The 25,435-nt window shown below is 44.4% G+C and carries 23 protein-coding genes; 12 read left to right on the forward strand and 11 right to left on the reverse strand.

Annotated elements, in window-relative coordinates:
- Positions 1–13 precede the first annotated feature (13 nt).
- Together CKK33_RS05850 and CKK33_RS05855 are read left to right on the forward strand one after the other, a co-directional pair.
- Positions 14–1,234 carry a HAMP domain-containing sensor histidine kinase gene (locus CKK33_RS05850; RefSeq protein ID WP_095703208.1) on the forward strand — a complete coding sequence of 407 codons (1,221 nt, stop codon included), beginning with the start codon at positions 14–16 and terminating at the stop codon, positions 1,232–1,234.
- On the forward strand, positions 1,212–1,727 hold the full coding sequence (locus CKK33_RS05855; RefSeq protein ID WP_095703209.1) for a DinB family protein: 516 nt from the start codon (positions 1,212–1,214) through the stop codon (positions 1,725–1,727). The genes CKK33_RS05850 and CKK33_RS05855 overlap by 23 nt, the downstream gene beginning before the upstream one ends.
- Before the next feature lie 49 nt (positions 1,728–1,776).
- Here the strand turns inward: CKK33_RS05855 and CKK33_RS05860 are convergent, their stop codons facing one another.
- Positions 1,777–2,136 carry a DUF6249 domain-containing protein gene (locus tag CKK33_RS05860; RefSeq protein WP_233138153.1) on the reverse strand — a complete coding sequence of 120 codons (360 nt, stop codon included), beginning with the start codon at positions 2,134–2,136 and terminating at the stop codon, positions 1,777–1,779.
- A gap of 238 nt (positions 2,137–2,374) precedes the next feature.
- Between CKK33_RS05860 and CKK33_RS05865 the strand changes: the two genes are divergently transcribed.
- The 3 genes from CKK33_RS05865 (at position 2,375) to CKK33_RS05875 (ending at position 4,617) form a co-directional block, all read left to right on the forward strand.
- Positions 2,375–2,956: an RNA polymerase sigma factor gene (locus CKK33_RS05865; RefSeq protein ID WP_095703210.1), complete on the forward strand. Its 582-nt coding sequence runs from the start codon at positions 2,375–2,377 to the stop codon at positions 2,954–2,956.
- Positions 2,953–3,444 (forward strand): hypothetical protein, encoded by a 492-nt coding sequence (locus CKK33_RS05870; RefSeq protein ID WP_095703211.1) that lies wholly within the window; start codon positions 2,953–2,955, stop codon positions 3,442–3,444. Before CKK33_RS05865 ends, CKK33_RS05870 begins: the two co-directional genes overlap by 4 nt.
- A gap of 318 nt (positions 3,445–3,762) precedes the next feature.
- On the forward strand, positions 3,763–4,617 hold the full coding sequence (locus CKK33_RS05875) for a DUF2911 domain-containing protein (RefSeq protein WP_095703212.1): 855 nt from the start codon (positions 3,763–3,765) through the stop codon (positions 4,615–4,617).
- Positions 4,618–4,656: 39 nt separating this feature from the next.
- Here CKK33_RS05875 and CKK33_RS05880 read toward each other — a convergent pair whose 3' ends face one another.
- The 5 genes from CKK33_RS05880 to CKK33_RS05900 form a co-directional block, all read right to left on the reverse strand.
- A complete protein-coding gene (locus tag CKK33_RS05880) occupies positions 4,657–5,598 on the reverse strand; it encodes a cation diffusion facilitator family transporter (protein ID WP_095703213.1) in 942 nt (313 codons plus the stop codon).
- A gap of 45 nt (positions 5,599–5,643) precedes the next feature.
- Positions 5,644–7,362 (reverse strand): sodium:solute symporter, encoded by a 1,719-nt coding sequence (locus tag CKK33_RS05885; protein WP_095703214.1) that lies wholly within the window; start codon positions 7,360–7,362, stop codon positions 5,644–5,646.
- 111 nt (positions 7,363–7,473) lie between these two features.
- Positions 7,474–7,674 (reverse strand): hypothetical protein, encoded by a 201-nt coding sequence (locus CKK33_RS05890; protein ID WP_095703215.1) that lies wholly within the window; start codon positions 7,672–7,674, stop codon positions 7,474–7,476.
- Between the two features lie 270 nt (positions 7,675–7,944).
- Positions 7,945–8,379, reverse strand: a complete 435-nt coding sequence (gene tnpA / locus CKK33_RS05895) for an IS200/IS605 family transposase (protein ID WP_095703216.1) — start codon at positions 8,377–8,379, stop codon at positions 7,945–7,947.
- Positions 8,380–8,853: 474 nt separating this feature from the next.
- Positions 8,854–11,364, reverse strand: a complete 2,511-nt coding sequence (locus CKK33_RS05900; RefSeq protein WP_095703217.1) for a PIG-L family deacetylase — start codon at positions 11,362–11,364, stop codon at positions 8,854–8,856.
- Between the two features lie 501 nt (positions 11,365–11,865).
- Between CKK33_RS05900 and CKK33_RS05910 the strand changes: the two genes are divergently transcribed.
- The 4 genes from CKK33_RS05910 to CKK33_RS05925 are packed head-to-tail and all read left to right on the forward strand — an operon-like array spanning position 11,866 to position 16,466.
- Positions 11,866–12,510: a TetR/AcrR family transcriptional regulator gene (locus CKK33_RS05910; RefSeq protein ID WP_095703219.1), complete on the forward strand. Its 645-nt coding sequence runs from the start codon at positions 11,866–11,868 to the stop codon at positions 12,508–12,510.
- Entirely contained in the window at positions 12,497–13,852 is a 1,356-nt protein-coding gene (locus CKK33_RS05915) for a TolC family protein (protein ID WP_198952445.1), read from the forward strand. Before CKK33_RS05910 ends, CKK33_RS05915 begins: the two co-directional genes overlap by 14 nt.
- Before the next feature lie 12 nt (positions 13,853–13,864).
- On the forward strand, positions 13,865–14,917 hold the full coding sequence (locus CKK33_RS05920; RefSeq protein WP_095703221.1) for an HlyD family secretion protein: 1,053 nt from the start codon (positions 13,865–13,867) through the stop codon (positions 14,915–14,917).
- 4 nt (positions 14,918–14,921) lie between these two features.
- Positions 14,922–16,466 carry a DHA2 family efflux MFS transporter permease subunit gene (locus CKK33_RS05925; RefSeq protein WP_095703222.1) on the forward strand — a complete coding sequence of 515 codons (1,545 nt, stop codon included), beginning with the start codon at positions 14,922–14,924 and terminating at the stop codon, positions 16,464–16,466.
- A 221-nt stretch (positions 16,467–16,687) separates the two neighbouring features.
- Here CKK33_RS05925 and CKK33_RS05930 read toward each other — a convergent pair whose 3' ends face one another.
- Both CKK33_RS05930 and CKK33_RS05935 read right to left on the reverse strand, forming a co-directional pair.
- Positions 16,688–17,272 carry a carboxymuconolactone decarboxylase family protein gene (locus CKK33_RS05930; protein WP_095703223.1) on the reverse strand — a complete coding sequence of 195 codons (585 nt, stop codon included), beginning with the start codon at positions 17,270–17,272 and terminating at the stop codon, positions 16,688–16,690.
- A gap of 103 nt (positions 17,273–17,375) precedes the next feature.
- Positions 17,376–17,921 (reverse strand): peroxiredoxin, encoded by a 546-nt coding sequence (locus CKK33_RS05935; RefSeq protein WP_095703224.1) that lies wholly within the window; start codon positions 17,919–17,921, stop codon positions 17,376–17,378.
- Positions 17,922–18,211: 290 nt separating this feature from the next.
- Between CKK33_RS05935 and CKK33_RS05940 the strand changes: the two genes are divergently transcribed.
- The 3 genes from CKK33_RS05940 (at position 18,212) to CKK33_RS05950 (ending at position 21,118) form a co-directional block, all read left to right on the forward strand.
- Positions 18,212–19,081, forward strand: a complete 870-nt coding sequence (locus CKK33_RS05940) for a PfkB family carbohydrate kinase (protein WP_095705767.1) — start codon at positions 18,212–18,214, stop codon at positions 19,079–19,081.
- A 182-nt stretch (positions 19,082–19,263) separates the two neighbouring features.
- The gene (locus CKK33_RS05945) at positions 19,264–20,421 is read left to right on the forward strand and encodes an AAA family ATPase (RefSeq protein ID WP_095703225.1); all 1,158 of its coding nucleotides are present in this window, start codon (positions 19,264–19,266) and stop codon (positions 20,419–20,421) included.
- Positions 20,414–21,118: a hypothetical protein gene (locus CKK33_RS05950; protein ID WP_095703226.1), complete on the forward strand. Its 705-nt coding sequence runs from the start codon at positions 20,414–20,416 to the stop codon at positions 21,116–21,118. The genes CKK33_RS05945 and CKK33_RS05950 overlap by 8 nt, the downstream gene beginning before the upstream one ends.
- Positions 21,119–21,248: 130 nt before the next feature.
- Here CKK33_RS05950 and CKK33_RS05955 read toward each other — a convergent pair whose 3' ends face one another.
- The 3 genes from CKK33_RS05955 to CKK33_RS05965 form a co-directional block, all read right to left on the reverse strand.
- On the reverse strand, positions 21,249–21,854 hold the full coding sequence (locus CKK33_RS05955) for a hypothetical protein (protein WP_095703227.1): 606 nt from the start codon (positions 21,852–21,854) through the stop codon (positions 21,249–21,251).
- A gap of 125 nt (positions 21,855–21,979) precedes the next feature.
- Complete coding sequence (locus CKK33_RS05960) at positions 21,980–24,049, reverse strand: prolyl oligopeptidase family protein (RefSeq protein ID WP_158223400.1); 2,070 nt, start codon at positions 24,047–24,049, stop codon at positions 21,980–21,982.
- A 105-nt stretch (positions 24,050–24,154) separates the two neighbouring features.
- Positions 24,155–25,435 carry an MFS transporter gene (locus CKK33_RS05965; RefSeq protein WP_095703229.1) on the reverse strand — a complete coding sequence of 427 codons (1,281 nt, stop codon included), beginning with the start codon at positions 25,433–25,435 and terminating at the stop codon, positions 24,155–24,157.

A 25,435-nucleotide genomic window follows, 5' to 3' on the forward strand; every position in this document is an offset into this window, starting at 1 on the left:
TGACTGCCTGTTTATGAACCCTTACGAACAAAAACGACGCTGGAAATATTTTTTGCTCGCCTTCGCGGTAGTTATTGCCAGCGGCTCAGTTTTCTATACCAGTTACCTTGTTAAAAACATTGCGCGAAGCGAGCGTACACGCGCGCAGGTATGGGCACTGAGCATGAAACAACTGGCCAATACCTATGATAACGATTTTCTATCATATGTTTTCGCGGTGCGCGACAGCCTGGTGGTGCCTGCCATTTTAACCAATACAAAAGGACAGATACAGACCACCCGTGGGCTGGACACCACCAAAACCTATATCAAGCTTGATCCGCAGGAGTTAAAGGCCAGTAAGAAAACCTACGACCCACAATACTTTCAGGACGAACTGGCCTACATGAAAAGCCAGCACGAACCCTTTAAGATCACGATGCTGAATGATACCTTCCTGGTATATTATAAAGATTCGGCCCTGCTTACGCAGTTAAAGATTTTCCCTTACATACAGCTGTCGGTAATAGCTATATTTTTGGTGGTGGCATACACGGCCTTCAGCTCGTCGCGGCGATCGGAACAGAACCAGGTTTGGGTAGGCCTGGCAAAAGAAACCGCACACCAGTTGGGTACGCCTATATCATCACTCATGGCCTGGATTGAGCTGATGAAGGAAAAGTTCAACGCCGAAAACGACCCGCTGATGGGCGAAATGGAAAACGATGTTAAACGCCTGGAAATTGTGGCCGACCGTTTCTCCAAGATAGGCTCCAAACCTCAGCTGGAAGACCACTCCGTATATACGGTGGTAAAAGATTTTGTTGATTATTTTAGGGTGCGCGTAAGCAGCCGCATTACTTTTGAAATGACCGGCAACCGCCGCCTTATAGCAGGGCTTAACATCCCGTTGTTTGATTGGGTGCTGGAAAACCTGTTAAAAAATGCCGTAAACGCTATTGAGGGGCCGGGTACCATTAAAGTACAGATACACGGAAATAAGCAGAAGAAACTTATCTTTATTGATATCAGCGATACGGGTAAAGGTATACCACGGTCTAAGTTTGATACTGTTTTCCAGCCTGGTTACACCACCCGCCAGCGTGGCTGGGGGCTGGGTTTATCGCTTACCAAGCGTATTATCCAGAACTATCATAACGGGCAGATATTTGTAAAGGACTCTGAAATAGGCAAAGGAACCACCTTCAGGATAGTACTCAAAACTATTAAATATGATAAAGAAACCAAGGTATGATGAGTACCGGCCTTATTTTGCCACGTACATTGATCTGGTGCCCGATAATGCCGATGTATTGCAGGTGTTAAAGGATAACCAGCAAAAAACATTTGACTTTTTTAGCAGCCTATCCAATGAGCAGGCCATGTATACCTACGCCGAAGGCAAATGGACCTTAAAAGAGGTATTGGGGCATATGATCGATACGGAAAGGGTATTCTCTTACCGGGCCTTTGTTTTCTCGCGGGAGGATATCTCGCTGCCGGGTTTTGACCAGGACACCTATATCAACAGTACCGATTATAACAACCGCGATATACTCGACCTGGCAGGCGAGTACAAAGCCTTGCGCGAGGCCACATTGTATTTATACCGTTCGTTTAGCCATGAACAGCTCACACGCTCAGGTGTTGCAAGCGGTAATCTGGTGAATGTAGCCGCATTGGTTCACATGACTGCCGGGCACGAACTTTATCACCTCAATTTGATTGAGGAAAGGTACCAGCAATAAAAAAGCAGCGCTGATTGCTCAGCGCTGCCTTTTACGTTAACTGGCGCGCTTATTCCGGGCGGTGATTTTCGTGCAGCTCCTTTTTCTCTATCCGGTAGGAGATGATCAGGCCTATGCCGCCAAATATACCTATCAGCGCGAAGTAGATAGCCGCGTTTTCGTCGCTGTTGCTTGAGTACATGTTGCGGTCCAGTAAAAAGGCCAGGAACAAACCAAGGCCGGAGCCTACAAGCAGTAACCCCCACTTAAGGTTTTCCCAGGGGGCGGGTTTAGGTCTGTTTACCCTGGGGTCCATACCGCGCTCTATCATTGCCATACGTTCGCGGTTCCTCATGTAAAAGATCCCGAAAATTAAAGCGAAAAGGCCAAGGGGCACTAAAATGGGTATTAATATTTCTGCGTTATCCATGATATGTATTTTTTTGTTGTTAACTGATTTGTTTAAAGTGCTGCAGCACTATGGTGTATTTGAATGCTATGACCACATAATTTTTAAACAGGTTACACCCTATGCATAAAAAAGTACAGATTTTTTAGGGCCTCATTCGCACCCATCCTATATGATTAGTGTACAAGCTATGTAATAGTTAAAAATGTTAAATTGGCATGTAACCTAATTTACGGAAGTGTTGTCAGAGTAGATAGTAATGCAAAGCAAGCTTTCTGACATAGAACTTATACAAGATACGCTCAATGGTGACCAGTCGGCCTATGCCGCCCTGGTGAAACGCCACCAGCGTTTAGTGTTTACGCTTGCTATGCGTTTTGTAAAAAACCGGGAAGATGCCGAAGAAGTAGCGCAGGATTGTTTTGTGAAGGCTTATAGATCGCTTAGTTCGTTTCAGCAGCAATCTAAATTCTCTACCTGGCTATATACTATTGTTTACACCACAGCTATGACGCTGCTGCGTAAGAAAAGGGTAGATACGTCGTCGATAGATGACGAGTCTACTTATATGCAGATCGAGAATAAGACATACGGAATGGACGAGCACAGTGCCGAAGGCAGATCGCGCTCGTTTTATTTAAACAAGGCTATTGATGAACTGATGCCTGATGATGCTACCGTTATTACGCTGTTTTATAAAGGCGAGCAATCATTAGAGGAGATAAGTAAAGTAATGGGTATAGAACCCAACACGGTAAAGGTTAAACTTTTCAGGGCCCGGCAGCGTTTAAAACAAAACCTCGAACGCAGCCTGGGAAATGAAGTAAATGAATTGATATGAGTACAATTGAAGAAAAGCTATGGGATTATATCGACGGAAACTGCACTCCGCAAGAGGCTGAAGCGATAAAAATGCTCATAGAAACCGACGAAGTGTACCATAAAAAGTACAATGAGTTGCAGGTACTGAACAGTACCATAGATGGGATGGAAGAAGATGAACCCTCAATGGCATTTACTTACAACGTAATGGAGTGCATAAGGGCCGAAGAAGCGCGCGTGCCTTTAAAAGCCCGTGTGGACAGTCGCATTATCTGGGGTATATCGTTATTCTTCATCCTTACCATTGCTGTATTGCTGGTGTACGCGTTAAGTTCCATAAAACTGTCGGCACCGGGGAAATTAACAGATTACACCAAGGTACCCGTTAGCCAATTAAATGGCTTGTTTACAGGGCCTATAGGTAAAGGGTTCTTATTCTTTGATATGGTAATGGGTTTGTTCGTAATGGATAAGGTATTACGCCGCCGTGGCATGTCAAAGGGGTAAAAATGTCACTATATGTAGACAAAATTTCAACGTGTTAATGGCTATTTGTCAGTACTATATATAAATTTAATTTACAAAAAGCCCCTGGTGGTGTCTGTTTGACACATAAGGGTTGTGCTGGTGATATTTTGGTATAGTGTTTGTTATTAAATCAACATACCGGTAAACTTACCGGTTAATTGTGATAAGGTTTAGGTTGAAAGTCCTCCGGAGCAAGTCTGGAGGGCTTTTATTTTTTTAAGGAAATTAGCAACTGGCATTAAACCATTTCACAAAAATTTCATCTGTTAATTGTTACCTTAGTGGTAAATTTTTACGATGAGAAAAACTAAGATCTATCTGTTTGCCATATTATTTTTATGCGCGGGCTTAAACAGCTACGCTCAGCAGGAGCCACGCATACCCGAGGCAAGCTCAACCCAAACTATTATCCAGGATTTTGGCCTTGGCAAAATAAGCATCACCTATTCGCGGCCAAACGTAAAGGGCCGTAAGATATTTGGCGGTATTAACCCTTACGGGCAGGTTTGGCGTACAGGTGCTAACGCGGCTACTACCATTAACTTTACCGAGAATGTGGTTATTGAGGGCCACAAGGTAGCACCCGGTACTTATTCGCTTTTTAGTATTCCTAATAAAGATGTATGGACCATTATTCTCAACAAAACGGTTAAACAGTGGGGTGCTTACTCTTATAAAGAGGCCGATGATTACCTGCGCTTTAATGTTAAACCCATCAACGTAAAAGAAAAAAGGGAAACGTTTACCATCTCTTTCGCCAACTCTACCACCAAAAGTACCGATATGTACATTGTTTGGGACCATACCGCCGTACCTATCCACATGGAAACGGATGATGATGCCCAAATTACTGCCAACATTGATAAGTTGATGCAGGGTGAGATAAAAAAACGCCCTTATTTTAATGCTATACAGTATTACTATGAAAACAATAAGGACCTGAAGAAAGCCATGCAATGGGCTTTAGAGGCTGAAAAGCTGGAGCCATCCGCGCCATGGTTCAAATTATGGAAAGCACGTATTCAATTAAAAATGGGCGATAAAGCCGCGGCTATTGCCACCGCCAAAGAGGGGATAAAGCTTGCTAAAGATAGTAACGACGATGAGTACGTACGCCTTAACGAGGCTGTAATTGACCAGGCTAAAGATTGATCTGGCTCAAAAAATATGATGAAAGCCCTGAATAACTATTCAGGGCTTTTTTTGTTCCGTACCAAGGGTGCCGGGCAGTATGCTATAAGTTTGCGGCTGCACAAATACCAGCTTAATAAGCGGAAAGGTAGTTTTTATGGCCTCCCTTATACGCTCAATGGCCGCGGTAATATCTTCGGTATCAATATCGGGGTCAAAATCAATAATGAGCATAAGGGTTACATCCTCAGGCGATTGATAGGTGGATAATACGTTAACTACTTTTATAACGGCCGGGTCCTTCTCGGCAATGGCGCGGATTTTTTGTTGCGTTTCCGGCGCTATGCCTTCACCCATTAGCAGGCTTCGGCTTTCCCGGGCCAATATGGCCGATACCAATACCAGTAACAGCCCAACCAGTACCGAGGCCACACCGTCCATATAAGGCAGGTTGAAATTATGCCCTATCAGCATAAATACAAAAACGATAAGCAAGCCCAGTACAGCGGCGCCGTCCTCAAACAGTACCAGGAAACTACTGGGGTCTTTACTTTTAACAATAGCTTTCCACCAGCTGAGACCGTTACGTACACGGTTAAACTCTTTGGTGGCTATCAGTAAAGAGCTGCCTTCAAAAATTAGCGATAAGCCGAGCACGATATAGTTCCACAATGGGTCTTTCACAGGTTCGGGACGTATGATGTGCTGTATGCCCTGGTATATGGAAATACCTCCGCCCAAACCAAAGATGAGGATAGATACAATGAACGACCAAAAGTAGAGCTCCTTACCATAACCGAAAGGATGCGTAACATCGGGCGCTTTTTTGCTGCGCTTAAGCCCGTAAAGCAATAGCACCTGGTCAACGGTGTCTACCAGGGAATGTATGCCTTCTGATATCATGGATGAGCTGTTGGTAAACCCGCCGGCTGTAAATTTTGTAAGGGCTATAAGCAGGTTGGCAATAAGCGCGCTGTATATGGATGTTCTGTTTTTGGCCATTAGCAATTTGTATCTACTACTAAAAGGCCTTGCCGCAAAATAGTTTTAACCGTTTGTAATTTGCTTGTTGGCCGATTGGTTTTTACCGCTCCAAAAGGTATTGATGAGCAGGGCTATTACAATTACACCTATGCAGCCGATAGCGTTAAGCCACAAATAGGCCACAGTCTCATAATAACCCATTACACAAATAATCATTTCTGTAATAATAGCGGCAATAAACACGGGCGTGCCCTTTATAGGTTTTATGTAAAAGGCCACTACAAATACGCCCAGTATAGTGCCATAAAGGTATGAGCCTAACTGGTTAACGGCTTCGAGCAGGTTACCTATTTTGCCGGCATACAATGCCATAACAATGCACACTGTGCCCCAAAATAAGGTTGCCAGTCGCGAAGCGTTCACGTAGCGTTGCTGGGAGGCGCCGGGAGATACCACACGTTTATAAATATCTACCACTGTTGTTGATGCCAGCGCGTTGATGCCACTCGCTGTCGACCCCATTGAGGCCAGGAAAATAATGGCGATGAGTAAGCCGATCAACCCGCGGGGCAGGTACTGGGTTACAAAGGTTAGGAACACATAATTAGTATCGTTAATATTAGGGTTGCCGCTGCTCTTTTTCAGGATGTTTACGACCCGCTGCCTTATGGTATCGAGCTCGGCACCAGTATTGATCAGTTCTTTTTTCGCCGTGGCTATACGCTGTTCGTTCCGGCTATCCTGGGCACGGTTAAACTGTTGCACACTTAATTTTTTGCGTTCAAAAGCTACGTTGTATTGCTGTTCCAGTTGTTTAAATGGTGCAGCGTAGCTCCCTTTTTTTACCTGTTCAACTTCGTAATTATTAAAAAATACGGGCGGTTTGTGGTACTGATAGAAGGCGAATACCAGTATACCTATCAGCAGGATAAGGAATTGCATAGGTATTTTTACCAAGCCGTTCATGATGAGGCCCAGGCGGCTTTGACCTACAGAACTCCCGGTTAAATACCTACCTACCTGGCTTTGATCTGTACCAAAATAAGATAGCTGAAGGAAGAAACCGCCGATAATGCCACTCCAGATGTTATACCGGTTTTCGGGGTCGAATTTCCAGTCGATAACATTCATGCGCCCTTGTGCCCCGGCCAGTTTAATGGCTTTTATAAAACCTACGTCGCCGGGTAAAAGCATCACTACAAAGCATCCCGCTAAGAACATGCCCGCGAATATGATACTCATTTGCAGCAATTGCGTGTATGATACGGCTTTTGCACCGCCATAAACCGTATAAAACAATACCATGCATCCTATAAATAAGGTGGTATAAGTGGTGTTGATGTGTAAAATGCCTGATAAGATAATGGCAGGCGCGTAAATGGTAATAGCGGTTGAAAGCCCGCGCTGTACAAGGAATAGTATGGCGGTTAGCGTGCGGGTTTTGAGATCGAAACGGTTTTCGAGGAACTCGTAGGCTGTATACACCTTAAGCCGGTGAAAGATGGGGACAAACGTTACGCACAGCACGATCATGGCCAGCGGCAGGCCAAAATAAAACTGAACAAAGCGCATTCCATCCGTATAGGCCTGGCCCGGCGCGGAAAGAAAAGTAATAGCACTGGCCTGTGTAGCCATTACTGACAGGCCTACATGGTACCAGGGCAGGGAGCGGTCGCCGGCCAGGTATTGGTCTATGTTTTTACTGCGCCCGCTTTTGCGGATGCCGTAAATAACAATACCCAGGAGCGTGGCGGCGAGAACTATCCAATCGGTAAGGCTCATTCAAATGCAATAGTGATGAGCCAAAATATGAAAATTAAAAAAACCAGCCATACGATAACGATACCGTAAAACTGGTTCCAGTTTTTTATAAATGAAGGGAGGTCGCTATTTTCAGACCTCTTCACGGCCCCTCACCAGGAATTTCAGGAATACGGCTGCGGTTAATAAACCAAAAACACCGCCAACAGGTATCCATATAAAACCTCTTTCAATAACGGCGCCTACAAATAAGCCGCATACTAAAGCTACCAAATAGTAGATGTAATCGTAGCTTTTATCTTCCTGATGATGCGGGTGATGATGATGTGACATAGTATGTTACTTTAATAATGCTCTGCAAATTTAAACGAATAACCTATTGCTGCCTAATCTTTTTAAAGTAAATAAAGAAGCTATTGTTTGTGGAAATTACTCGTCTGGCTGCCCGTCCCATGAATGGGACGGTAATGAAATGAAGAAATCATTGCCGTCGGCTTCAGCCGACGGATAGTGAAGATGTTAATTTACCTTGTTTGTTATCCATCCCGTGAATGGGACGGCAATGAAATGAAATCATATCCGCCGGTTTCAGCCAACGGATAGTTAGGCCTTTACAACAGTCCAACCATAGGCTGCAGAAAATTCTTCTACTTCTTTATCAAAAGACTTTTTAGCATGGTGCTGCTCTTGATTCTTTATATAATTGGTAACCGTTTGGAGCTGAGATTCACTTACCGATACCGCGAAATAATCATCCTGCCACCCAAAAACATCCTCTGTAAATCCTTGTCGGTTAAACCAAAATGACGATTCACCTTTAATGAGGTTAGCTATTTTTGCAATGTTTTGCTCTTTACCTAATGATATAAGGCAATGAATATGATCGGTATAGCCATTTATGGCTTGCAGAAAAATCTCTTTTTCTTTACAGTTTTGAATAATATGCTGATGCAGCTTGTATCTGATCTCTTTAAGTAACCAAGGGTTGCGGTTCTTTGTTGAGAAAACTAAATGCACCCAGATTTTTACGAATGACATAGCGATTGGTTTGGCTAAAGCCAAGATAGAGAAAAATTTTATCCGTCCCATGAATGGCACGGCAATGAAATGGAAAAGCTATGATTTCCGTTGGCTTCAGCCGACGGATGGAGAAGATGCTAATCGAATTTCTTGTTATGCGTCCCATGAATGGGGCGGCAATGAAGTGTAACAGGAATCATTGCCGCCGGCTTCAGCCGACGGATAGCGAAGATGCTAATTGATCCAGTTTTTGCATTGTTTTTTATCCGTCCCATGAATGGGACGGCAATGAAGTAAAGAAATCATTGCCGTCGGCTTCAGCCAACGGATAAAAAAGCGGCTAATTCGCCTTGCTTGTTATCCGTCCCATGAATGGGACGGCAATGAATAGTAAGATGCCATTGCGCAAATAAAATGAAAAGGAATCATTGCCGTCGGCTTCAGCCGACGGAACACAAAAGCAAATCCGGCTTTAGCCAAAAACAGCTAAAATTAGTTCTTAGGCTTGCTCAATAAATTAATAAACAATCTATATGCGCCCGGTACACCGGCAGGCAGTTCTCTAAAAAATGCCAGCGAAGTATATACAAAGCGCCCCTTACCGTAGTCGCTTACCAGCAGTGCTCCTTTATTAGGCGCCATGCCGTTGTCATTCATTTGTAGTGGGGTGCTGTAGTGGCTGTCTATATTATCCGCAAAGTATAAGCCACGTTCCTGTACCCAATCATTAAAATCCGCATCGGTTATTTTATTAGGATAGTTAAGTACGGCATTCCCTGGCTCGGTAAAGGTTACTTTGGCATCCTCTTCAGTCACACGCTGGTTCACAATAGTAAAAGAATAGGGGCCAATGTCGCGAGTGACCAGGCCATTATTATTGTTATACTGTATAAGTAGGTTGCCGCCGTTTTTTACATATTCCAGCAACCGGGGCTGTTCATAGGCCAACCGCTCATTTACATTGTACGCGCGTACGCCTGTAATAATAGCGTCATAAACGGAAAGGTCACCATTGATGATCTCGTTCTCATTGAGCACATGCACATCGTAACCCACCTCCCGTAACGATTGGGGTATCAGGTCGCCGGCGCCGGCTATATAGCCTATTTTTTTGCCGGCGGTTTTCAGGTCAATACTTGCCAGCTTGGCCTGTGCCGGCGGGAAGATAGTAATAGCCGGGATATGGTTATACCTGATGTCCAGTATACCACGGTCATACATCTTTCCATTAGCGTTTATTTCGGCCTGTAAAATTCCCGTGCTGGTTTGTGTGGTATTAGGCGTAACGGTAAACGTTGCCGTCCACTCGTCGCCTTTATTTTTGTTGGTAAAGTCTATTTTTTCCGGACTGATCTTCCAGCCCTGTACGGGTTTAAGGCTGATGCTGCCGCTTGCGCCGGTAAAGCTTTTTAGTTTAAGCTGTACGTTTTGTGGCTGTTTACTGTTAAACACGTAGAGCTGCTCGGCGATGTTAGCCGTTACAGGAGGCGTAATTTCCAGTGGCTGGTAGATCTCACCTCTTGCCGGGTCGGCATATTTGTATTCAACCGTGCGTTTAAAGCGTAGCGTTTTACCATTGATATTAAAATCAAACCAAACGGCAAGCGCGTCGGGGTTTTCAGGGTTGCCAACTTTTTGTTCGTCGTTAATGGTATAACTGCCTATACTGCGTGGCGACTCCAGCCAGTAGGGCTGCGAGATTTTTTCAGCAGGTAAAGCGTATGACCAGGTTTTCAATTGATTTTGACTTAAGATACTATCTGCTTGAACGATAAACGTGTCAGATTCCTCAAGTCCCAAAAGCTTAATGGGTATAGATCCGTTATTTATGGCCTGAAGCTGAAGATTGATTTTATCCCCAACCGCGTAAACCGGTTCCTTGGTATATGCCTCGAACCACAAACCGGCGCATTGCGCTATGAGGTCTTTTAACTCTTTGCTTTTTTGTTTGTGCCAGTAATCATAGCTGGAATTAGCTACTTCGGTAAGCCTTACCGTTTGGAAGGCTTTATTGGTAGCAACAGTTTGGTCAACATCGTTTAATAAGGCTACCAATGCCGGTATAGAAGCTTGCGGGGCATCGCTATTGAAGGCTTTATTAATAGCGGCTACCTTAGCGGCTATGGGTGCGCCAAACGGTATGCGGTTCCAGGTAACGTCAACGCCATCCATCAGGTCGGTTTTAGGAGCATCACCTAAAATGGTTTTAAAATATTCGTACACAGCTCCGCGCTGGCGTGCCGAGCCAAAGCCCTGCGTTTTGTGGTTGCTGCGGCTTTCAGCAGCTATTTCGCCATAGCTTTTACCCAATATAGGGTTATAACCGCCAACGTTGATCTTAAACTGATCGGGAGATGTAGTGTTAATACTGCCAAAGCTAAAGGTGTTCCAAAGTAATCGTTTAGCTTGCCATACGCCAACGTATTTGAGTTGTTCCGGGTAGCGTTTAGGGTCGGCAGCGGCGCTGAATGCCTCTAGAGCTAATATGGCCGACGCGGTGTGGTTGCCATGCCCACCCTCGCCGGTGGTAGGGAAACGGCAGATCATCACATCCGGCCTGAAATTGCGTATCACCCATACCATATCGCCCAGTATTTTATCCTTATCCCAAAATTTCAGGGTTTCCTCGGGGTTTTTGGAAAAACCGAAGTCGTTTGCACGGCTAAAAAACTGTTCGGCGCCATCCACCCGGCGGGCTGCCAGCAGTTCCTGTGTGCGTATCAGTCCCAATAGTTCGCCCTGTTCTGTGCCTATGAGGTTTTGTCCGCCATCGCCACGCGTAAGCGAAAGGTAGCCGGTACGGTAGTGCTTTTCCTGCGCCAGGTAACCCAGCAGCCTTGTGTTTTCGTCGTCGGGGTGGGCGGCTATGTACAACACACTGCCCAGCACATTCAGTTTTTTCAGGTTCTGCCGTATGGTGGCAATATCCGCTGGTGGTGCGGTTTGTGCAAACAACTGTAAAGTAAATAACAGGCTAAGGGTAAGCAGCAATAGGCGTTTCATAGCGGCAAATATATCTGAAAGATAGGATGATGCATATAACTTAATTGTAAAGAAGTTTTTAATAGCAGCCTGGGTATGCCCGATATAATCCGGTCATTTAACACCCGGTACAGTTCAGACGATGTCGTCCCCGGGGAAAAATGAAAATCACGGGTTTTTACGTGGTTTTTAACGGATGCCACTTTATACATTTGAAGCAACCTAAACCTTATTGTATGAACTATACCAACTTACGGTGCAAGTAAGTTTTAATATAGTTGATATCAGTTGTGTTATTGGAATAAGCTCTGATACAAAAGCCGCGCGATGCGGCTTTTGTACTTTTACGGCTTTTGGTGCAATAATTGCTTACATCACAACCGCCTGCCGTGTAAACGGTACACACCCCTTTTTTAATCATTTGATTAATTTTTTGTACTTGGCTGTCAGTGTTTTAGGACGTATTTACAGTTATATGACCAAATTAATCAATCGCTTGATTAATTTTGTGCTGTGTTAGAAATGGAAAAAGAAAAAACAGATAAGAAAGACCACATACTCGACGCCGCCGAAAAGGTGTTTGCCGAGCATGGGTATGACGGCGCTTCCACCCGGATGATCTCTGGTGAGGCAGGTGTTAACATGGCAATGCTTAGCTACTATTTTGGTTCCAAGGAAGGGGTTTTCCTGGCCATATTTGAACGCCGGATAGCCGCTTTCCAGGCAACGCTGTTAAGCATTAACAATGATGAATCGCTTGGCGCATGGGATAAACTCATGCAGTTTGTTGACCGGTACCTGGATAAGGTGATCAATAACAACTGCTTCCACATTATGCTTAACCGCGAAATATCTAAACCGAAGAAAACCGAGCTTACTGATAAGATCACCAGCATTGTGATGAAGAACGTGCATGTTTTTCACCAGATCATTGAGGATGGCGTAAAAAGCGGCGCCTTTAGTAAAGAGGCCGACAAAGAGTTGCTGGTGGCTACCATGTTTGGTACTAAAAACTACATCGTTAATACACCCCACCTGTCATCGGCTATTTTAGGATACGATGTGATGGAGGCTAAGAACCAGGACGAAAAACTAAAACCACGCTTAAAAACTTATATGAAAAACTTGTTAAGGGCTTATTTAATGAATGAAAATGACAACAAATAATATACCTCCGAAACCTTTATTAACCAAAACGCTGAAGGCGGCCGGGTGCATGGCACTTGCGCTCATCTTGTTTGCCGCGCAAGGCGTTTTCGCGCAAGACAGGGCCATCACATTAGACGAAGCGCTGAAACTGGGCATTGCCAACAGTAAAGTGCTTAAGCTATCACAATCACGTATTGACCAGGCTGTATCACAGTATGAGCAGGCAAAAGACCGTTCACTGCCAACCGGTAAGGCCAGTTTTGGTTACAACCGTGCGCAAATACCGGCCAACAGCCTAAAACTGGGCCAGGAAACCCTTAACCTGCCAACCAGTGCTAATGCATGGCTGGGTACGGTATCGGTTAACCAGCTGATATGGGCCGGCAACAAGTTACGCTACGCCCGCGAAAGTACCATGTTGCTTACCGAAGTTGCCCGCCTTGATGCGGATAACGATAAGGACCAGATAAGCTACGCCATTATTAACGCCTATTACAATTTGTACAAGGTGCTGCAAAGCAAAAAAGTGGTTGACCAAAACCTGGTAACTATTGACGCGCAGATCAAACAGGCGCAGCGCTTTTTCGACCAGGGGCTGGTGACTAAAAATGATGTTTTACGTTTCCAGTTACAGCGTTCAAATATTGAGCTGAACGGGATAGACCTGGAGAACAACCGCAAGATCATTAATTACAATATGAATATTTTGCTTGGTCTGCCGGAGAATACCCAGTTGAGCATAGCCCAGATAAACGAAGCTTCAAGAGAAATAGCGCCTTTAACAGCCTATCTGGATACTGCTTTAACCAGCCGCCCCGAATTAAGGCAGGCTGATGTGCGTGCCAAAGTAGCCGATGTGAATGTTAAAAGCATTAAAGCCAATCTTTCTCCTACACTATCGGCTTCGGGCAGCGCTTACTATGTGGGCATAGCGGCTAACCCTATCCCTAAGAACGGCAACTACATTACACCTATCTCATTAGGCTTAACACTGGGCTGGGACTTCGGCGCTTTGTGGACCAACAAAAACAAAGTAAAGCAAGCGCAGTTGGAGCGTGAGGAAGTAAGTATCAACAAAGGCATCACGGCTGATAATATCCGTAACGAGGTAAACCAAAACTACCAGAATTACAAAACAGCGCTGGATAAGATCACTTTGCTGCAAACCTCTATTGCCCAGGCGCAGGAAAATAACCGTATACTGGAAAATAAATACCGCAGCAACATATCGTCATCAATTGACCGTGCCGACGCGCAAACCTTACTTTACCAGGCCGAAATTAACCTGGAACTGGCCAAAGCCGATGCCGGCCTGGCTTATTACACCTTATTAAAATCAACAGGAAAACTTAACAAATAATACAATAAAACAATGGCAACTCAGGAAACCGAAACCAAAAAGAAACCGAACAGAGTTCTCCCGATCATTCTGGGGATTGTACTGATAGGAGGAGCTATTTTTGGCATTAAAGAATATATATACTTTGGCAAGCACGTAGATACCGATGACGCGCAGATAGACGGCGACATTAGCCCGGTAGTAGCCCGTGTAGGTGGTTATGTGGATTCTATCTTCTTTGAAGAAAACACCCATGTAAACAAAGGCCAGCTTTTAGTAAAGATAGACGACCGCGATTACAAGGTAAAAGTTGAGCAGGCACAAGCAGCGCAACAGGGCGCCAGCGCAGGTATTAACGTTGGCCAATCGCAGATCTATACTACCGCGGCCAACTCATCAAGCGCCAGGGCCGAAGCTGAATCGGCAAAAGCCCGTTTAGATAAAGTGCGTAAAGATTACCAGCGTTATGCCAATCTGGTGTCTGACGGTTCAATCACCCGCCAGCAGTTTGACCAGGCCAAGGCCGATCTGCAGGTAGCTCAGGCTAACTACCAGGCTGCTTTAGACCAGTACAAAGCCGCTCAACAGCAGGTAGGTACCACCCGTAGCCAGTTAAAGGTAACCAACACCGGTGTTACCGCGCGCCAGGCCGATGTTGACTTTGCCAAACTACAGCTTTCATATACCAACATTAAATCGCCGGCAAGTGGTTTAGCTGCTAAAAAGAATGTGCAGATAGGCCAGTTGGTACAGGCAGGGCAAACCCTGTTCTCTGTAGTAAATGATAACAGCCTGTACGTAACCGCAAACTTTAAAGAAACCCAGTTAGAGAAAATACGCAACGGCCAAAAAGTTGACGTTAAAGTAGACGCTTATCCCGACCTGAAAATACAGGGCGAGGTGTACAATTTTTCTCCGGCTACAGGTGCTAAGTTCTCTTTACTACCTCCGGATAACGCTACCGGTAACTTCGTGAAAGTAGTACAGCGTGTGCCGGTTAAAATTAAACTGAGCGGTAGCAAAGAAGATATCGCCAAGCTGCGCCCTGGTATGAGCGTAGATGTTTCTGTAATTACCAAAGACTAATAAAATGGCTGAAACTGGCTTTAAAAAGTGGATAATTACCATTACGGTGATCATGGCATCGCTCCTGGAGCTGATAGACACGACCATCGTAAACGTAGCTATTCCGCATATACAAGGTAACCTGGGTGCAACCCTTGAGGATATTGCATGGGTGGTTACCGGTTACGCCGTTGCAAACGTAATCATCCTGCCTATGTCGGGCTGGCTGGGCGGGCGTTTCGGCCGTAAAAATTACTTTATGGCGTCTATCATAATTTTCACGATAGCGTCGTTCCTGTGCGGGAACTCAACATCTCTGGATGAGCTGGTGATCTTCCGTATCCTGCAAGGTGTCGCGGGTGGTGGTCTGATATCTACTGCGCAGGCTATCCTTATCGAAACCTGGCCACGCGAACAAATTGGTACCGCTACCGCCCTTTTTGGTTTGGGAGCCGTAGTAGGCCCAACCGTTGGCCCTACCATTGGTGGCTGGATAACAGAGTCTGAACTGGGTTGGAGATGGATATTTTATGTAAACATACCTGTAGGGATTTTAGCCTTTTTACTCACTTACACCTTTGTTAGGGAAACACCAAAAGATGAGAAAAAACCTATCGATTGGTGGGGTATAGGCCTGCTGGCGGTAGCCGTGGGCAGCTTACAAACCATATTGGAAAAAGGCGAGTCGGAAGACTGGTTTGCCAAAACCTATATTATTGTGTTAACCGTGCTGGCCGTTGTGGGTACCATATTATTTATATGGCGCGAGTTAAGTACGGACCACCCCATCGTGAACTTTAGTATCATGCGGCACCGAAGTTTTTCCGTAGGTATGTTCACCTCCTTTATTCTGGGGTTTGGGCTCTATGGCTCGGTATTCGTGTTCCCGGTGTTTTGTCAGAACCTGCTTGGCTTTAATGCCCAGCAAACAGGCGAGCTACTGTTTCCGGGTGGTTTGTGTACCATTATCATGATGCCTTTCATCGGTAAAATGCTCAATAAAGGGGTTCCGGCGCAGTTTATGGCTACCGTAGGGATGTTCCTGTTCTTTGTATTTACCTGGATGCTGAGCAACTCTACGCTTGCCACAGGTGAGCATGATGTACTGATACCGCTGTTGATACGTGGTGTGGGTATGGCCCTGTTATTTGTGCCTTTAACTACATTGGCTATGGCCGACCTGAAAGGGCCGGAAATTGGCCAGGGATCCGGTTTGAATAACATGATGCGCCAGCTGGGTGGTTCGTTCGGTATCGCGGCCTTAACAACGCTTATCCACGTTCGTCAGGGCTTGCACCGGTCTAACCTGTTAGCCAACATCAACCCGTATAACCCCGCTTACAACGAGCGGTTTAACCTGCTGATGCACGGGTTTATGGCGAAAGGTAAATCAATGCTTGATGCTACGCAAATGGCGTACGCGGCCATTGAGGGTACCGTGATGAGGCAAACGCTATTACTTACCTATGATGATGCTTACTGGGTATCGGGATTGATCATGTTGTTCTCTATCCCTTTATTGTACCTGCAGCCGTTTAAGAAGCTGAAAGCGGTGGCTGACGCCCACTAAAAACAAAACCGGTCAGCCTGTGAAAAGCTGACCGGTCTGTCCAAAAAAATCAACAATTAAATATTTACTCTAACACAATATGCCGTTGTTTGCAAATACCGCGAGCAACGGCAATTATTACTGTGAACAAAGCTTTAAGGCTTAAATTTAAGGGTTTAAAACCCATATTGCCAAATAATATTGTTATTATTTTTGCACACAGGTAAAACGCCTTATTTTATTTAGAAAATAATTTTACCTGTTGCCGTTACTAATGATGCTATCCTAACGGCATCAAAAATACGCTCCTCGGTGGTGCCCAGCTTAATAAGCGAATCTTCATGCGCATTCACGCACATTTCGCAGCCATTAACGGCTGATATGGCCAGGCTCATCAGTTCAAAAAATTCCTTACCGGTTAGGGGTTTCATCATTAACTGCATGCGTATACGTGCAGGTATCTGGGTGTATTTTTCCTTTTGGGTAAAATGCCTGAAACGGTAAAACACATTGTTTGATGCCAGTAAAGAGGCGCAGCCTACCGCTTCGGCAACCTCCGCGTCTGTAGCCTCGTTTTGTTTGGCAACAGAAGTGTAGTATTGTATAAGCGGTTTGTTCTGGTTATTTACCGCGGTGCTTAAGCCCAGCAGCGCGCATTCTTTAGCGCTCAAATGCTCGGAGGTAAGGGTGCTGGTAAAGTTCAGCTTAAAATCGCGCAGGTAGCGGCTTTCGCCTGTTTCCAACAGTTGCAGCGCGTCGGTGCGGTAATCTGCCGGTTGGCCTATGGTACCTAATATTTCCTGTATTAACTCGGTGCTTTCGCTCATGGGTGTATAGATGCTAAAATGTGCAAATTCCGGATGGGCAGATGATACTTATTTGCACATCTGCCCATCTGAAATTTGCACATCAAATGATTATATTAAATAATTATACGGTTAGGGTTTCCTGGCCTTTTTCCCAGTTGCAAGGGCAAAGCTCATCGGTTTGTAAACCGTCTAACACACGCAGTACCTCTTTTACGTTACGGCCTACGTTAAGGTCGTTAACAGATACCCAACGGATGATACCCTGAGGATCGATAATGAACGTAGCGCGGTAAGCGATCTTTTCGTTTGGCTCTAAAATACCCAGTTCTTCGGCTAATGATTTTGAAGTATCGGCAAGCATCGGGAATTTCAGGTCGCGCAGGTCGTCGTGGTGGGTTCTCCAGGCAGCGTGTACAAACTCGCTGTCGGTAGAAGCGCCGATCAAACGGGTTTCACGATCACGGAATTCACCATAGTTTTTGTTGAACTCTGCAATCTCTGTAGGGCATACAAAAGTAAAGTCTTTTGGCCACCAGAACATTACGGTCCAAACGTTATCATCGTTAGTAAGGTAGTCTGAAGTAATGGTTTCAAACTCTTTGCCTTTTTCTAAAGAAACAACGGCCGTTTTAGAAAATGAAGGGAATTTTTGTCCTATCGTTAACATAATGGATGTATTTTTAAAATTTATGCAACAAAGGTACGGATTTTAGTCCGTAGGGTAATATTGGAAAATTCTATAGGTTATAGTTTTTATCTATGAATTACATATTTTTTATAGCTTATAACGATGGTTTTTAATTAGACTTTTACAACCGATTTTGAACCTTGAGCGTGAGGCTATTGGCTTGTACTCACTTACCAAAGGGGCATGTGATGTACACGGTAATAAAAGCGGATAATTTGCAGCAGAATGTTAAATTTGTAACCCCGCTATATTTACTTATACCTGTTTGCATGTTATACGATATCTGCTGTATTGGGCACATCACCCTTGATAAAGTGGTAACCCCCCGCGCCGAAAAGCATATGGCCGGTGGCACCGCTTTTTATTTCTCCAACGCCATCCGCAATATGGATGTAAAATACAAGCTGGTTACTGCCGTTGCCGATACCGAATTACCAAGCGTAAGCAGGCTTACTGATAAAGGTATTGAAGTAAAGGCCTTGCCCAGCCAGCATAGCGTATACTTTGAGAACATTTATGGCGATAACCAGGACAACCGTACCCAACGCGTTTTGCAAAAGGCCGACCCATTTACGGTTACAGACCTGCAGGACACCGAAGCGGTGATATTCCATTTGGGTGCGCTGCTGGCCGATGATATGTCGACCGGTTTGATCAAAGCGTTATTTGAGCGGGGTAACGTTTCTGTGGACGCGCAGGGCTACCTGCGCGAGGTAGTAAACCAGCAGGTACGCGCCATTGACTGGGCCGACAAGCGCGAGGCCCTGCAATATGTAGATATCCTGAAGGTGAACGAGCACGAACTGGAAGTACTTACCGGCATTGCCGATATTAAGGAAGGCGCCAAAGTACTGGCCGAATGGGGTGTGAAGGAGGTGGTAGTAACGCTGGGCAGCATGGGCTCGGTTATCCTAAATGACAATGTTTTTTACACCATACCTGCCTACAAGCCTACCGAAGTGGTAGATGCCACCGGTTGCGGCGATACCTATATGGCAGGTTACCTCTACAAACGCGTTAAAGGCGCCGATATACAGCAAGCCGGAGAATTTGCTGCCGCCATGGCCGGCTTAAAAATTGAAACCTCCGGCCCGTTTGAGGGTACTGAAGAAGATGTACTGGCAATGATGACAAGGTAATAAGTACTTTTCCAGATTTAACGAAGAATAAATTGTGCATAAAATATGTAATCATCACATTTAACCAGCTGGTTATGTCGGTCATATTTACGTTAATCGAATTGTACTTACACATATAAATACTCAATATCTTTTATACCTTTAACAAGTCTTTACATAGCTAAAAGTAATCTTATTTACTAATGAAAATAAAATCTTTAACCTACAGCGAATATCCCGAGCAATCTAAAGAGTGGATACTAAATGATTTTATACTTAGTGATATTAATTTAATGGTTGGGAAAAATTCTAGTGGTAAATCCCGTACACTTAATGTCATTGCGGGTCTCGCTAATTTAATCGTTTCTCCAATTGTTAATGTTGAGGCTGGATCTTATTATGCGGAATATGTAGATGGGAACGATGGTATCAGTTATGAATTGAACATTTTTCAAAATAAGGTCATTAAGGAAGAGCTGACGATAAACGGTGAAAGCGTTTTAACTCGAAAGGTAAATGGGTTAGGTAGCATGAAGAATATTCAAGCAAAAATGCACTTGAACTTTCAAATGCCTAATAATGTTGCATCAATAACAAGAAGAGATCAAATCCAATATCCTTATTTAGAAAGCCTTTATCAATGGGCTCTTAATGTAAGATACTTTCATTTCAATACAGAGTTAGGTAAGAATCATTTTAATTTAGATGGTTCTTATTCTGAACTTAGAGAGTACAACTTGAGGGATACTAGTAAGGTTGTCGATTTGTTTATAGAAGGACTTCATAAATATAAAAAAGAATTTGAAAACGCTATTATATCAGATTTTAATCTGATAGGATATAAAATATCCAAGATATATTTGGGTCCTATGTTAGCTTTGAAATTTCATGACAATAAATTACTTAAGAACGGTTTATTAGGCATCACAATCCAAGAAACTGATAGAAAAGGGCCTACTGATCAAGTTTCGATGTCTACAGGAATGTTTAGGGCGCTGGCAATTATTATATATATGAATTTTTATGAATTGTCAAATAAGCATGGCACTATTCTAATTGATGATATTGGAGAGGGGTTAGATTTTGAAAGGTCTAGATTATTAATCGACTTATTAATTGAAAAGGCATCAAAAAATTTCGTACAACTTGTTATGTCGACTAATGATAGGTTTGTAATGAACAATACTCCACTTGAATATTGGCAAGTGCTGGATAGAGTTGGCGGTGTAGTTAATATTTATAATCATTTAAATTCGCCCCAAAACTTTAAAGACTTTCGATTCACTGGGCTAAATAACTTCGATTTCTTTACAACAGAATTCTTTAAAGACGGTTTCTCTAAAGCTAATAGCAATGAGTGACTTAGTAAAATTAGCGTTTGTTGTTGAAGGTGCAACAGAGGCGTTGTTCATAGAAAATCTATTATCAGAAATTCTCACATCGAATAACTACACGTTCGAAAAACTACAACAAGATCAAACAAGAAGGGGCGATTTTTGGATAATTTTAGAAACGCCTTCAATTAATGACCAAACAAAATATTATATTCTTATTGTAAATTGTTGTAGTGATGCAAAGGTTGCGTCTTATATAAAAGATCATAGAAAGAATTTAATATCTGAAGGCTACAGAATTATCATTGGGCTTTTAGACTTATATCCCGAAAGTAGAGACGATTTACACGCCTATCATTACGGTCTTAAGGCCTTCATTCCACAGAAGCCCATTGAGACTAAATTTATAATAAGTATAATGGAAATTGAAGCATGGTTTATTGCGGAAACATCCCATTTTGAAAAGATAGACCCACAATTAAATTTGGAATTTATAAAAAATAATTTGGGAGTGGATTTAACTAGTACTGATTTTGAAGCTATAAATCATCCGGCAGATCAGCTTAATTTAATATATAACCTTGTCGGTAAAGCTTACAAAAAGCAAAAATCAAAGATTGAACGTACTGTTGAGTCTTTAGATTATGCTAGGCTTTATTTAGAGTTGCCTAATAAATTAAATAGCTTAAAGGAACTTGTTAAATTGATTAATGAAAATATTTAATTCCTAGGCGGATTTAGCATCAAAAATACCCTTTACTGACCCAAGTTTAGCGTAACCTGAATCTACAGTATGCTTGCCATGTTTTGGTACGAAGTTGGAGACTTCGACCAGTAAGAGACGGTTATGAAAATTATTCTATCTGGATATTCGGTATCTCAAACTGCATCATTTTCTGCCTGGCAATTTTTCTTTTTTCCGGTAAGGATTTTAAAAAGAGCATGCTGTCATCACCAAAACCACGGTAGCTTACTCCTAAAAGCAGAACACCCATGTGTCCTGCACTATCTGTGTGAAGTTTATATCTGTAACAATCCCATTCTACAATGTTTAATTTTCCATCTTCTGAACCACTAATGATAAAATCTATTATGTATTCTTTACCGTCCCGACTTTTTATAACCTCGTAATTACATATTTTATCTGTTTGCTTGCGTTGCCGTAGCGTGTAAATCTTATTAGCCACTACGTCGTGCAAGTTAAAATCTCCTTTCAAAAACTCAAGAAGAATCATCTTTGTGATATGGTCAAATGTTTCGTTTTCAAGCAAATACTCATGCTTATAATAATATTCATTTGGATGCGAACTCCATGCGAGTCTATATCTTGTAGCATCGAAATTTAGTGTATCCGGCGTAGAGTAATAGTTAATTATTGGTGCTTTATCCTGCGCGTAACTATAGCTGATGCTGAATATAGATATAACTATACAGGCGATATATTTCGAGCTATTTGTCATAACATTATTAAAAGCGTCATTGCGAGGTACGAAGCAATCTCTTACTATACAGAGCGGCTCTGTAAGTAGGGGACTGCCACGCTGGCTCTCGCAATGACACGGTTGCATAAAAGCCGTACAATGCCTTACATCCCCAACTGGTTCATTACATATTCAAATACAAACGTCCAGTTTTCTATGGCTTGCTGGGTGCTTTGGCCGCTGCCGTGGCCGCTGTCAAAATCCATGTGGAGGATGATAGGGCTTACCTGGCCGGGGTTGTTCTGCAGGGCGGCTACAAATTTCTTGGCGTTCATGGGGTCAACCCGGGTATCATTGGCGCCGGCGGTTACCAGCATAGGCGGTACGTTGACCCCCGCGCGGATGTTCTGGTAAGGCGAGTAACGCAGCAACCAGCGAAACTGTTCCGCATCTTCAGATGAGCCGTACTCCGGTATCCAGTAACGGGCTATCAGGAATTTATGGTAGCGCAGCATATCCAGTAAAGGTACTTCGCAAACAATGGCCTTAAACAGGTCGGGGCGTTGGGTGGCCGCAGCGCCCATTAAAAGGCCGCCGTTGCTGCCGCCCAGGGCAACTATCTTGCTTTCTGTAGTGTACTTTTCTTTAATGAGCCACTCGGCGCAGGCATAAAAATCGTCGAAGCTGTTTTGCTTTTTAGCCAGCATGCCATCCAGGTGCCATTTTTCGCCAAACTCATCGCCACCACGGATGCCCGGCTGTACCACTATACCGCCCGCCTGTATAAACGGCGCGTAAAAGCCAAAATATCCCAGCTTAATACCCGACTGGAAACCACCGTATGCCGTGAGCAGCACCGGGTTCTTGCCGTCCATCTTAATATCCTTGCGGTGTACCACAAATACCGGTACGCGGCTACCATCTTTAGAGGTGTAGAACTTGATCTCCCCGGCGATCTGGCTCATATCTACCGGTAGGTGGCGTTGGTAATACAGCTTCCATTTATAGTCTTTTGGTGAGCAAACATAGGTCTTGGGGGTAGAGGTGAAGGTCACCAGCGAAATGTACAGTTTATCTTCCTCCCTGTCGTAACTTACGCTGCCAATGCTGCCTTGTTCGGGTAGGGGCATGGGCCGCAGCTTTTTGCCGTTAAGGTCGTAAATAGTAAGGCGGCTTTCAATGTCTTTTTTATCCTGTACAATAATCGCGTTAGGCGTAATTACCACATCCTCCATTACAGTGCTGCTCTCGGGGATCAGTACCTTCCAGTTCTTGTACTCGGGGTGCAGCTTATCGGCCACCATGAGGCGGCTGTTGGGGGCATTGTCATTGGTTTTAATGTAAAGCTTATTGCCAATAGCCTCGGGGTATGCCTGGAACTTTTTGCTGCTGTAGATGAGTTTGCCATCTTTAAGGCTGCCGGTAGGGCGCATTTTTACACTGTTGGAGTAAAAGTCGCCTTCGCCGCTAAAGGTAACGTCGCTATAGCGGTTATCGTAAATAAAAAAGCTGTTCTTGGCATCGGCGGTGGTGCCCACAAAGGTGGCTTTTTCAATAGGGTCGCCAACTTTGATATAGTATGTTTTTAAAGGACGCTGTTTGTCCACATCTTCCTGGGTGCGCAGCGTTACATAGGCATGCTGCTGATCTTTACACCACTGGAAGCCGCTGGTGCCGGTTAATGGCTCATGTATCTGTTTGCCGGTGCGGGTGTCAATGAAATACACGGTATTCACTTCGGCGCCGCTTTTTTGCGCGCTGATGGCCGCTTGCTCACCATCATACGTATAGGCAATGCCGCTGGTAGATATTTTGCCGTCGGGGTCAAGCGCTACAGGGTCCCATATCAGTATTTTTTTACCATCAATAATGGTGTAGGTTTTATATTGCTTATCGCCCTTCTTTTTCACCGTCTGAAAAACACGTTTGCCTACATTATTCAGCGGGCCTTCGTAGTCCATATTCAGGTAGGCCGCTATGCCTGCTTTAAGGTCGGGGTGTGTTTTTTGGATTTTGTTAAGGTATTCAACCCCGTAGTCGTGCTGTTTTTTAGTCCACTCGATCACTTCCGGGTCTTTCTTGTCTTCCAGCCAGCGGTAGTTGTCGGTAAGGATAACGCCGTGCAGCGTATCAACAACGGGTTTGGCTTTGGTTTTAGGAGGATCGAATTTTACCTGGGCGTTAGCGGCCATAGCAGCGGTGGTGATTAAAGTAATGAGGGATAATCTTTTCATTGTGATGATATGGTAAAGCGTGCTAAATATAAACATTAGCCAACAAAAAATCCCCTGCCGCAGGGCAAGGGGACGAATAATAATCTATTTATTTATGGGTATTGATCAGATGCCTTCATGTATTACATGCCCCTCCGGCACCACGCCGGCTTGCTTGTCCTGCATGCGTTTCTTAGCGAGGTTGTTTACACGCCACATCAGGATGATACTGATCATGGTGATAAAAGTAACCAGGTAGCCGATGATATGGTAATGCTGCAACGGGGCACCTTTGGTTGGTTGTGTAACAATGGCGCCGGCAACCGCGGCAGCAATACCGCCGGCTATTTGCTGCATGGAGGCGTTAACGCTCATGAACGCGCCGCGGTCGGCCATATCCGGGATGGCGCTTACCAGTGCGGATGATGGGATCATGCGGCTCATGATGCCTATCATCATACAAACGTTATAGATTATCACGAACCAAAGCGGCGTAACCGAGAGATGCGTGTAAAAGACGCAGGTGATCATCATCCACACACAGGCTACGGCGAATATCCTGAATTTGTCTATCCTGTCGCTCAGTTTACCTATCAGCGGCATAAAAATCAGTGAGCTGAGGCCCGATACCATAAACAGCATGGGCAATTGCTCTTTGGTAAGCCCGAGGTTATTAATAGCGAAGGCGCTCCCGAACGGCATCATCATAAAACCGCCTATGGAGAGCAGGGCGGTAGCCGTGTAACCTACGCGGTAATTTTTTTTGATAACGGTTTCCCAAAGGTGTTTTAAAGCCGACTGATGCTTTTGTATGGTAAGGTGCTGCGTTACGGGTTTTAATTTGGTGACGATGAGTAAAGTGATGAGCAGGCCCAGCGCGGCCACCATCCAGAATGGCGATTCCCAGCCCCATTTGTTGGCCAGGTACAGACCGATAGGTACGCCCAATATCTGGCTGGCGCCGAAGCCCATTTGTATAAAGCCCATTACCCTGCCGCGTTGCTGCAAAGCAAAAAGATCGGTAATAATAGCCATGGAGACAGAGCCGATAACGCCGCCAAATAAGCCCGTTACCACGCGAGCGGCTACCAGTGCCGGGTAGGAATGTGCCAGCCCGCAGCAAATGGTGCCGATAATAAACCCGCAGTAAAAGAACAGGAATAGCTTCTTACGGTCGAACCTATCGGCAAAGCCCGCGGTTAACAGGCCGCTAACGCCTGCGCTAAAGGCATAGGCCGAAACCGCCACACCAAATGCCGATGGCTTTAGCGAAAGCGATTTCATCAGCATATCGCCCAGGGGCGACATCACCATAAAATCCAGTATCACCGTAAATTGGGTAATAGCCAGTATGAATATCACAAATTTCTGGTAACCCGTAAGAGCTGCCTGTTGCTCGTTTTTCAT

The organism is Mucilaginibacter sp. MD40 (assembly GCF_002288635.1).
In the GTDB taxonomy this organism is placed as follows: domain Bacteria; phylum Bacteroidota; class Bacteroidia; order Sphingobacteriales; family Sphingobacteriaceae; genus Mucilaginibacter.

Excerpts from the sequence above, each read along its gene's own strand:
- CKK33_RS05850 (WP_095703208.1), top strand. The coding sequence starts at position 14 with ATGAACCCTTACGAACAAAAACGACGCTGGAAATATTTTTTGCTCGCC.
- CKK33_RS05855 (WP_095703209.1), top strand. The coding sequence starts at position 1,212 with ATGATAAAGAAACCAAGGTATGATGAGTACCGGCCTTATTTTGCCACG.
- CKK33_RS05860 (WP_233138153.1), bottom strand. The coding sequence starts at position 2,136 with ATGGATAACGCAGAAATATTAATACCCATTTTAGTGCCCCTTGGCCTT.
- CKK33_RS05865 (WP_095703210.1), top strand. The coding sequence starts at position 2,375 with ATGCAAAGCAAGCTTTCTGACATAGAACTTATACAAGATACGCTCAAT.
- CKK33_RS05870 (WP_095703211.1), top strand. The coding sequence starts at position 2,953 with ATGAGTACAATTGAAGAAAAGCTATGGGATTATATCGACGGAAACTGC.
- CKK33_RS05875 (WP_095703212.1), top strand. The coding sequence starts at position 3,763 with ATGAGAAAAACTAAGATCTATCTGTTTGCCATATTATTTTTATGCGCG.
- CKK33_RS05880 (WP_095703213.1), bottom strand. The coding sequence starts at position 5,598 with ATGGCCAAAAACAGAACATCCATATACAGCGCGCTTATTGCCAACCTG.
- CKK33_RS05885 (WP_095703214.1), bottom strand. The coding sequence starts at position 7,362 with ATGAGCCTTACCGATTGGATAGTTCTCGCCGCCACGCTCCTGGGTATT.
- CKK33_RS05890 (WP_095703215.1), bottom strand. The coding sequence starts at position 7,674 with ATGTCACATCATCATCACCCGCATCATCAGGAAGATAAAAGCTACGAT.
- tnpA (WP_095703216.1), bottom strand. The coding sequence starts at position 8,379 with ATGTCATTCGTAAAAATCTGGGTGCATTTAGTTTTCTCAACAAAGAAC.
- CKK33_RS05900 (WP_095703217.1), bottom strand. The coding sequence starts at position 11,364 with ATGAAACGCCTATTGCTGCTTACCCTTAGCCTGTTATTTACTTTACAG.
- CKK33_RS05910 (WP_095703219.1), top strand. The coding sequence starts at position 11,866 with ATGGAAAAAGAAAAAACAGATAAGAAAGACCACATACTCGACGCCGCC.
- CKK33_RS05915 (WP_198952445.1), top strand. The coding sequence starts at position 12,497 with ATGACAACAAATAATATACCTCCGAAACCTTTATTAACCAAAACGCTG.
- CKK33_RS05920 (WP_095703221.1), top strand. The coding sequence starts at position 13,865 with ATGGCAACTCAGGAAACCGAAACCAAAAAGAAACCGAACAGAGTTCTC.
- CKK33_RS05925 (WP_095703222.1), top strand. The coding sequence starts at position 14,922 with ATGGCTGAAACTGGCTTTAAAAAGTGGATAATTACCATTACGGTGATC.
- CKK33_RS05930 (WP_095703223.1), bottom strand. The coding sequence starts at position 17,272 with ATGAGCGAAAGCACCGAGTTAATACAGGAAATATTAGGTACCATAGGC.
- CKK33_RS05935 (WP_095703224.1), bottom strand. The coding sequence starts at position 17,921 with ATGTTAACGATAGGACAAAAATTCCCTTCATTTTCTAAAACGGCCGTT.
- CKK33_RS05940 (WP_095705767.1), top strand. The coding sequence starts at position 18,212 with ATGTTATACGATATCTGCTGTATTGGGCACATCACCCTTGATAAAGTG.
- CKK33_RS05945 (WP_095703225.1), top strand. The coding sequence starts at position 19,264 with ATGAAAATAAAATCTTTAACCTACAGCGAATATCCCGAGCAATCTAAA.
- CKK33_RS05950 (WP_095703226.1), top strand. The coding sequence starts at position 20,414 with ATGAGTGACTTAGTAAAATTAGCGTTTGTTGTTGAAGGTGCAACAGAG.
- CKK33_RS05955 (WP_095703227.1), bottom strand. The coding sequence starts at position 21,854 with ATGACAAATAGCTCGAAATATATCGCCTGTATAGTTATATCTATATTC.
- CKK33_RS05960 (WP_158223400.1), bottom strand. The coding sequence starts at position 24,049 with ATGAAAAGATTATCCCTCATTACTTTAATCACCACCGCTGCTATGGCC.
- CKK33_RS05965 (WP_095703229.1), bottom strand. The coding sequence starts at position 25,435 with ATGAAAAACGAGCAACAGGCAGCTCTTACGGGTTACCAGAAATTTGTG.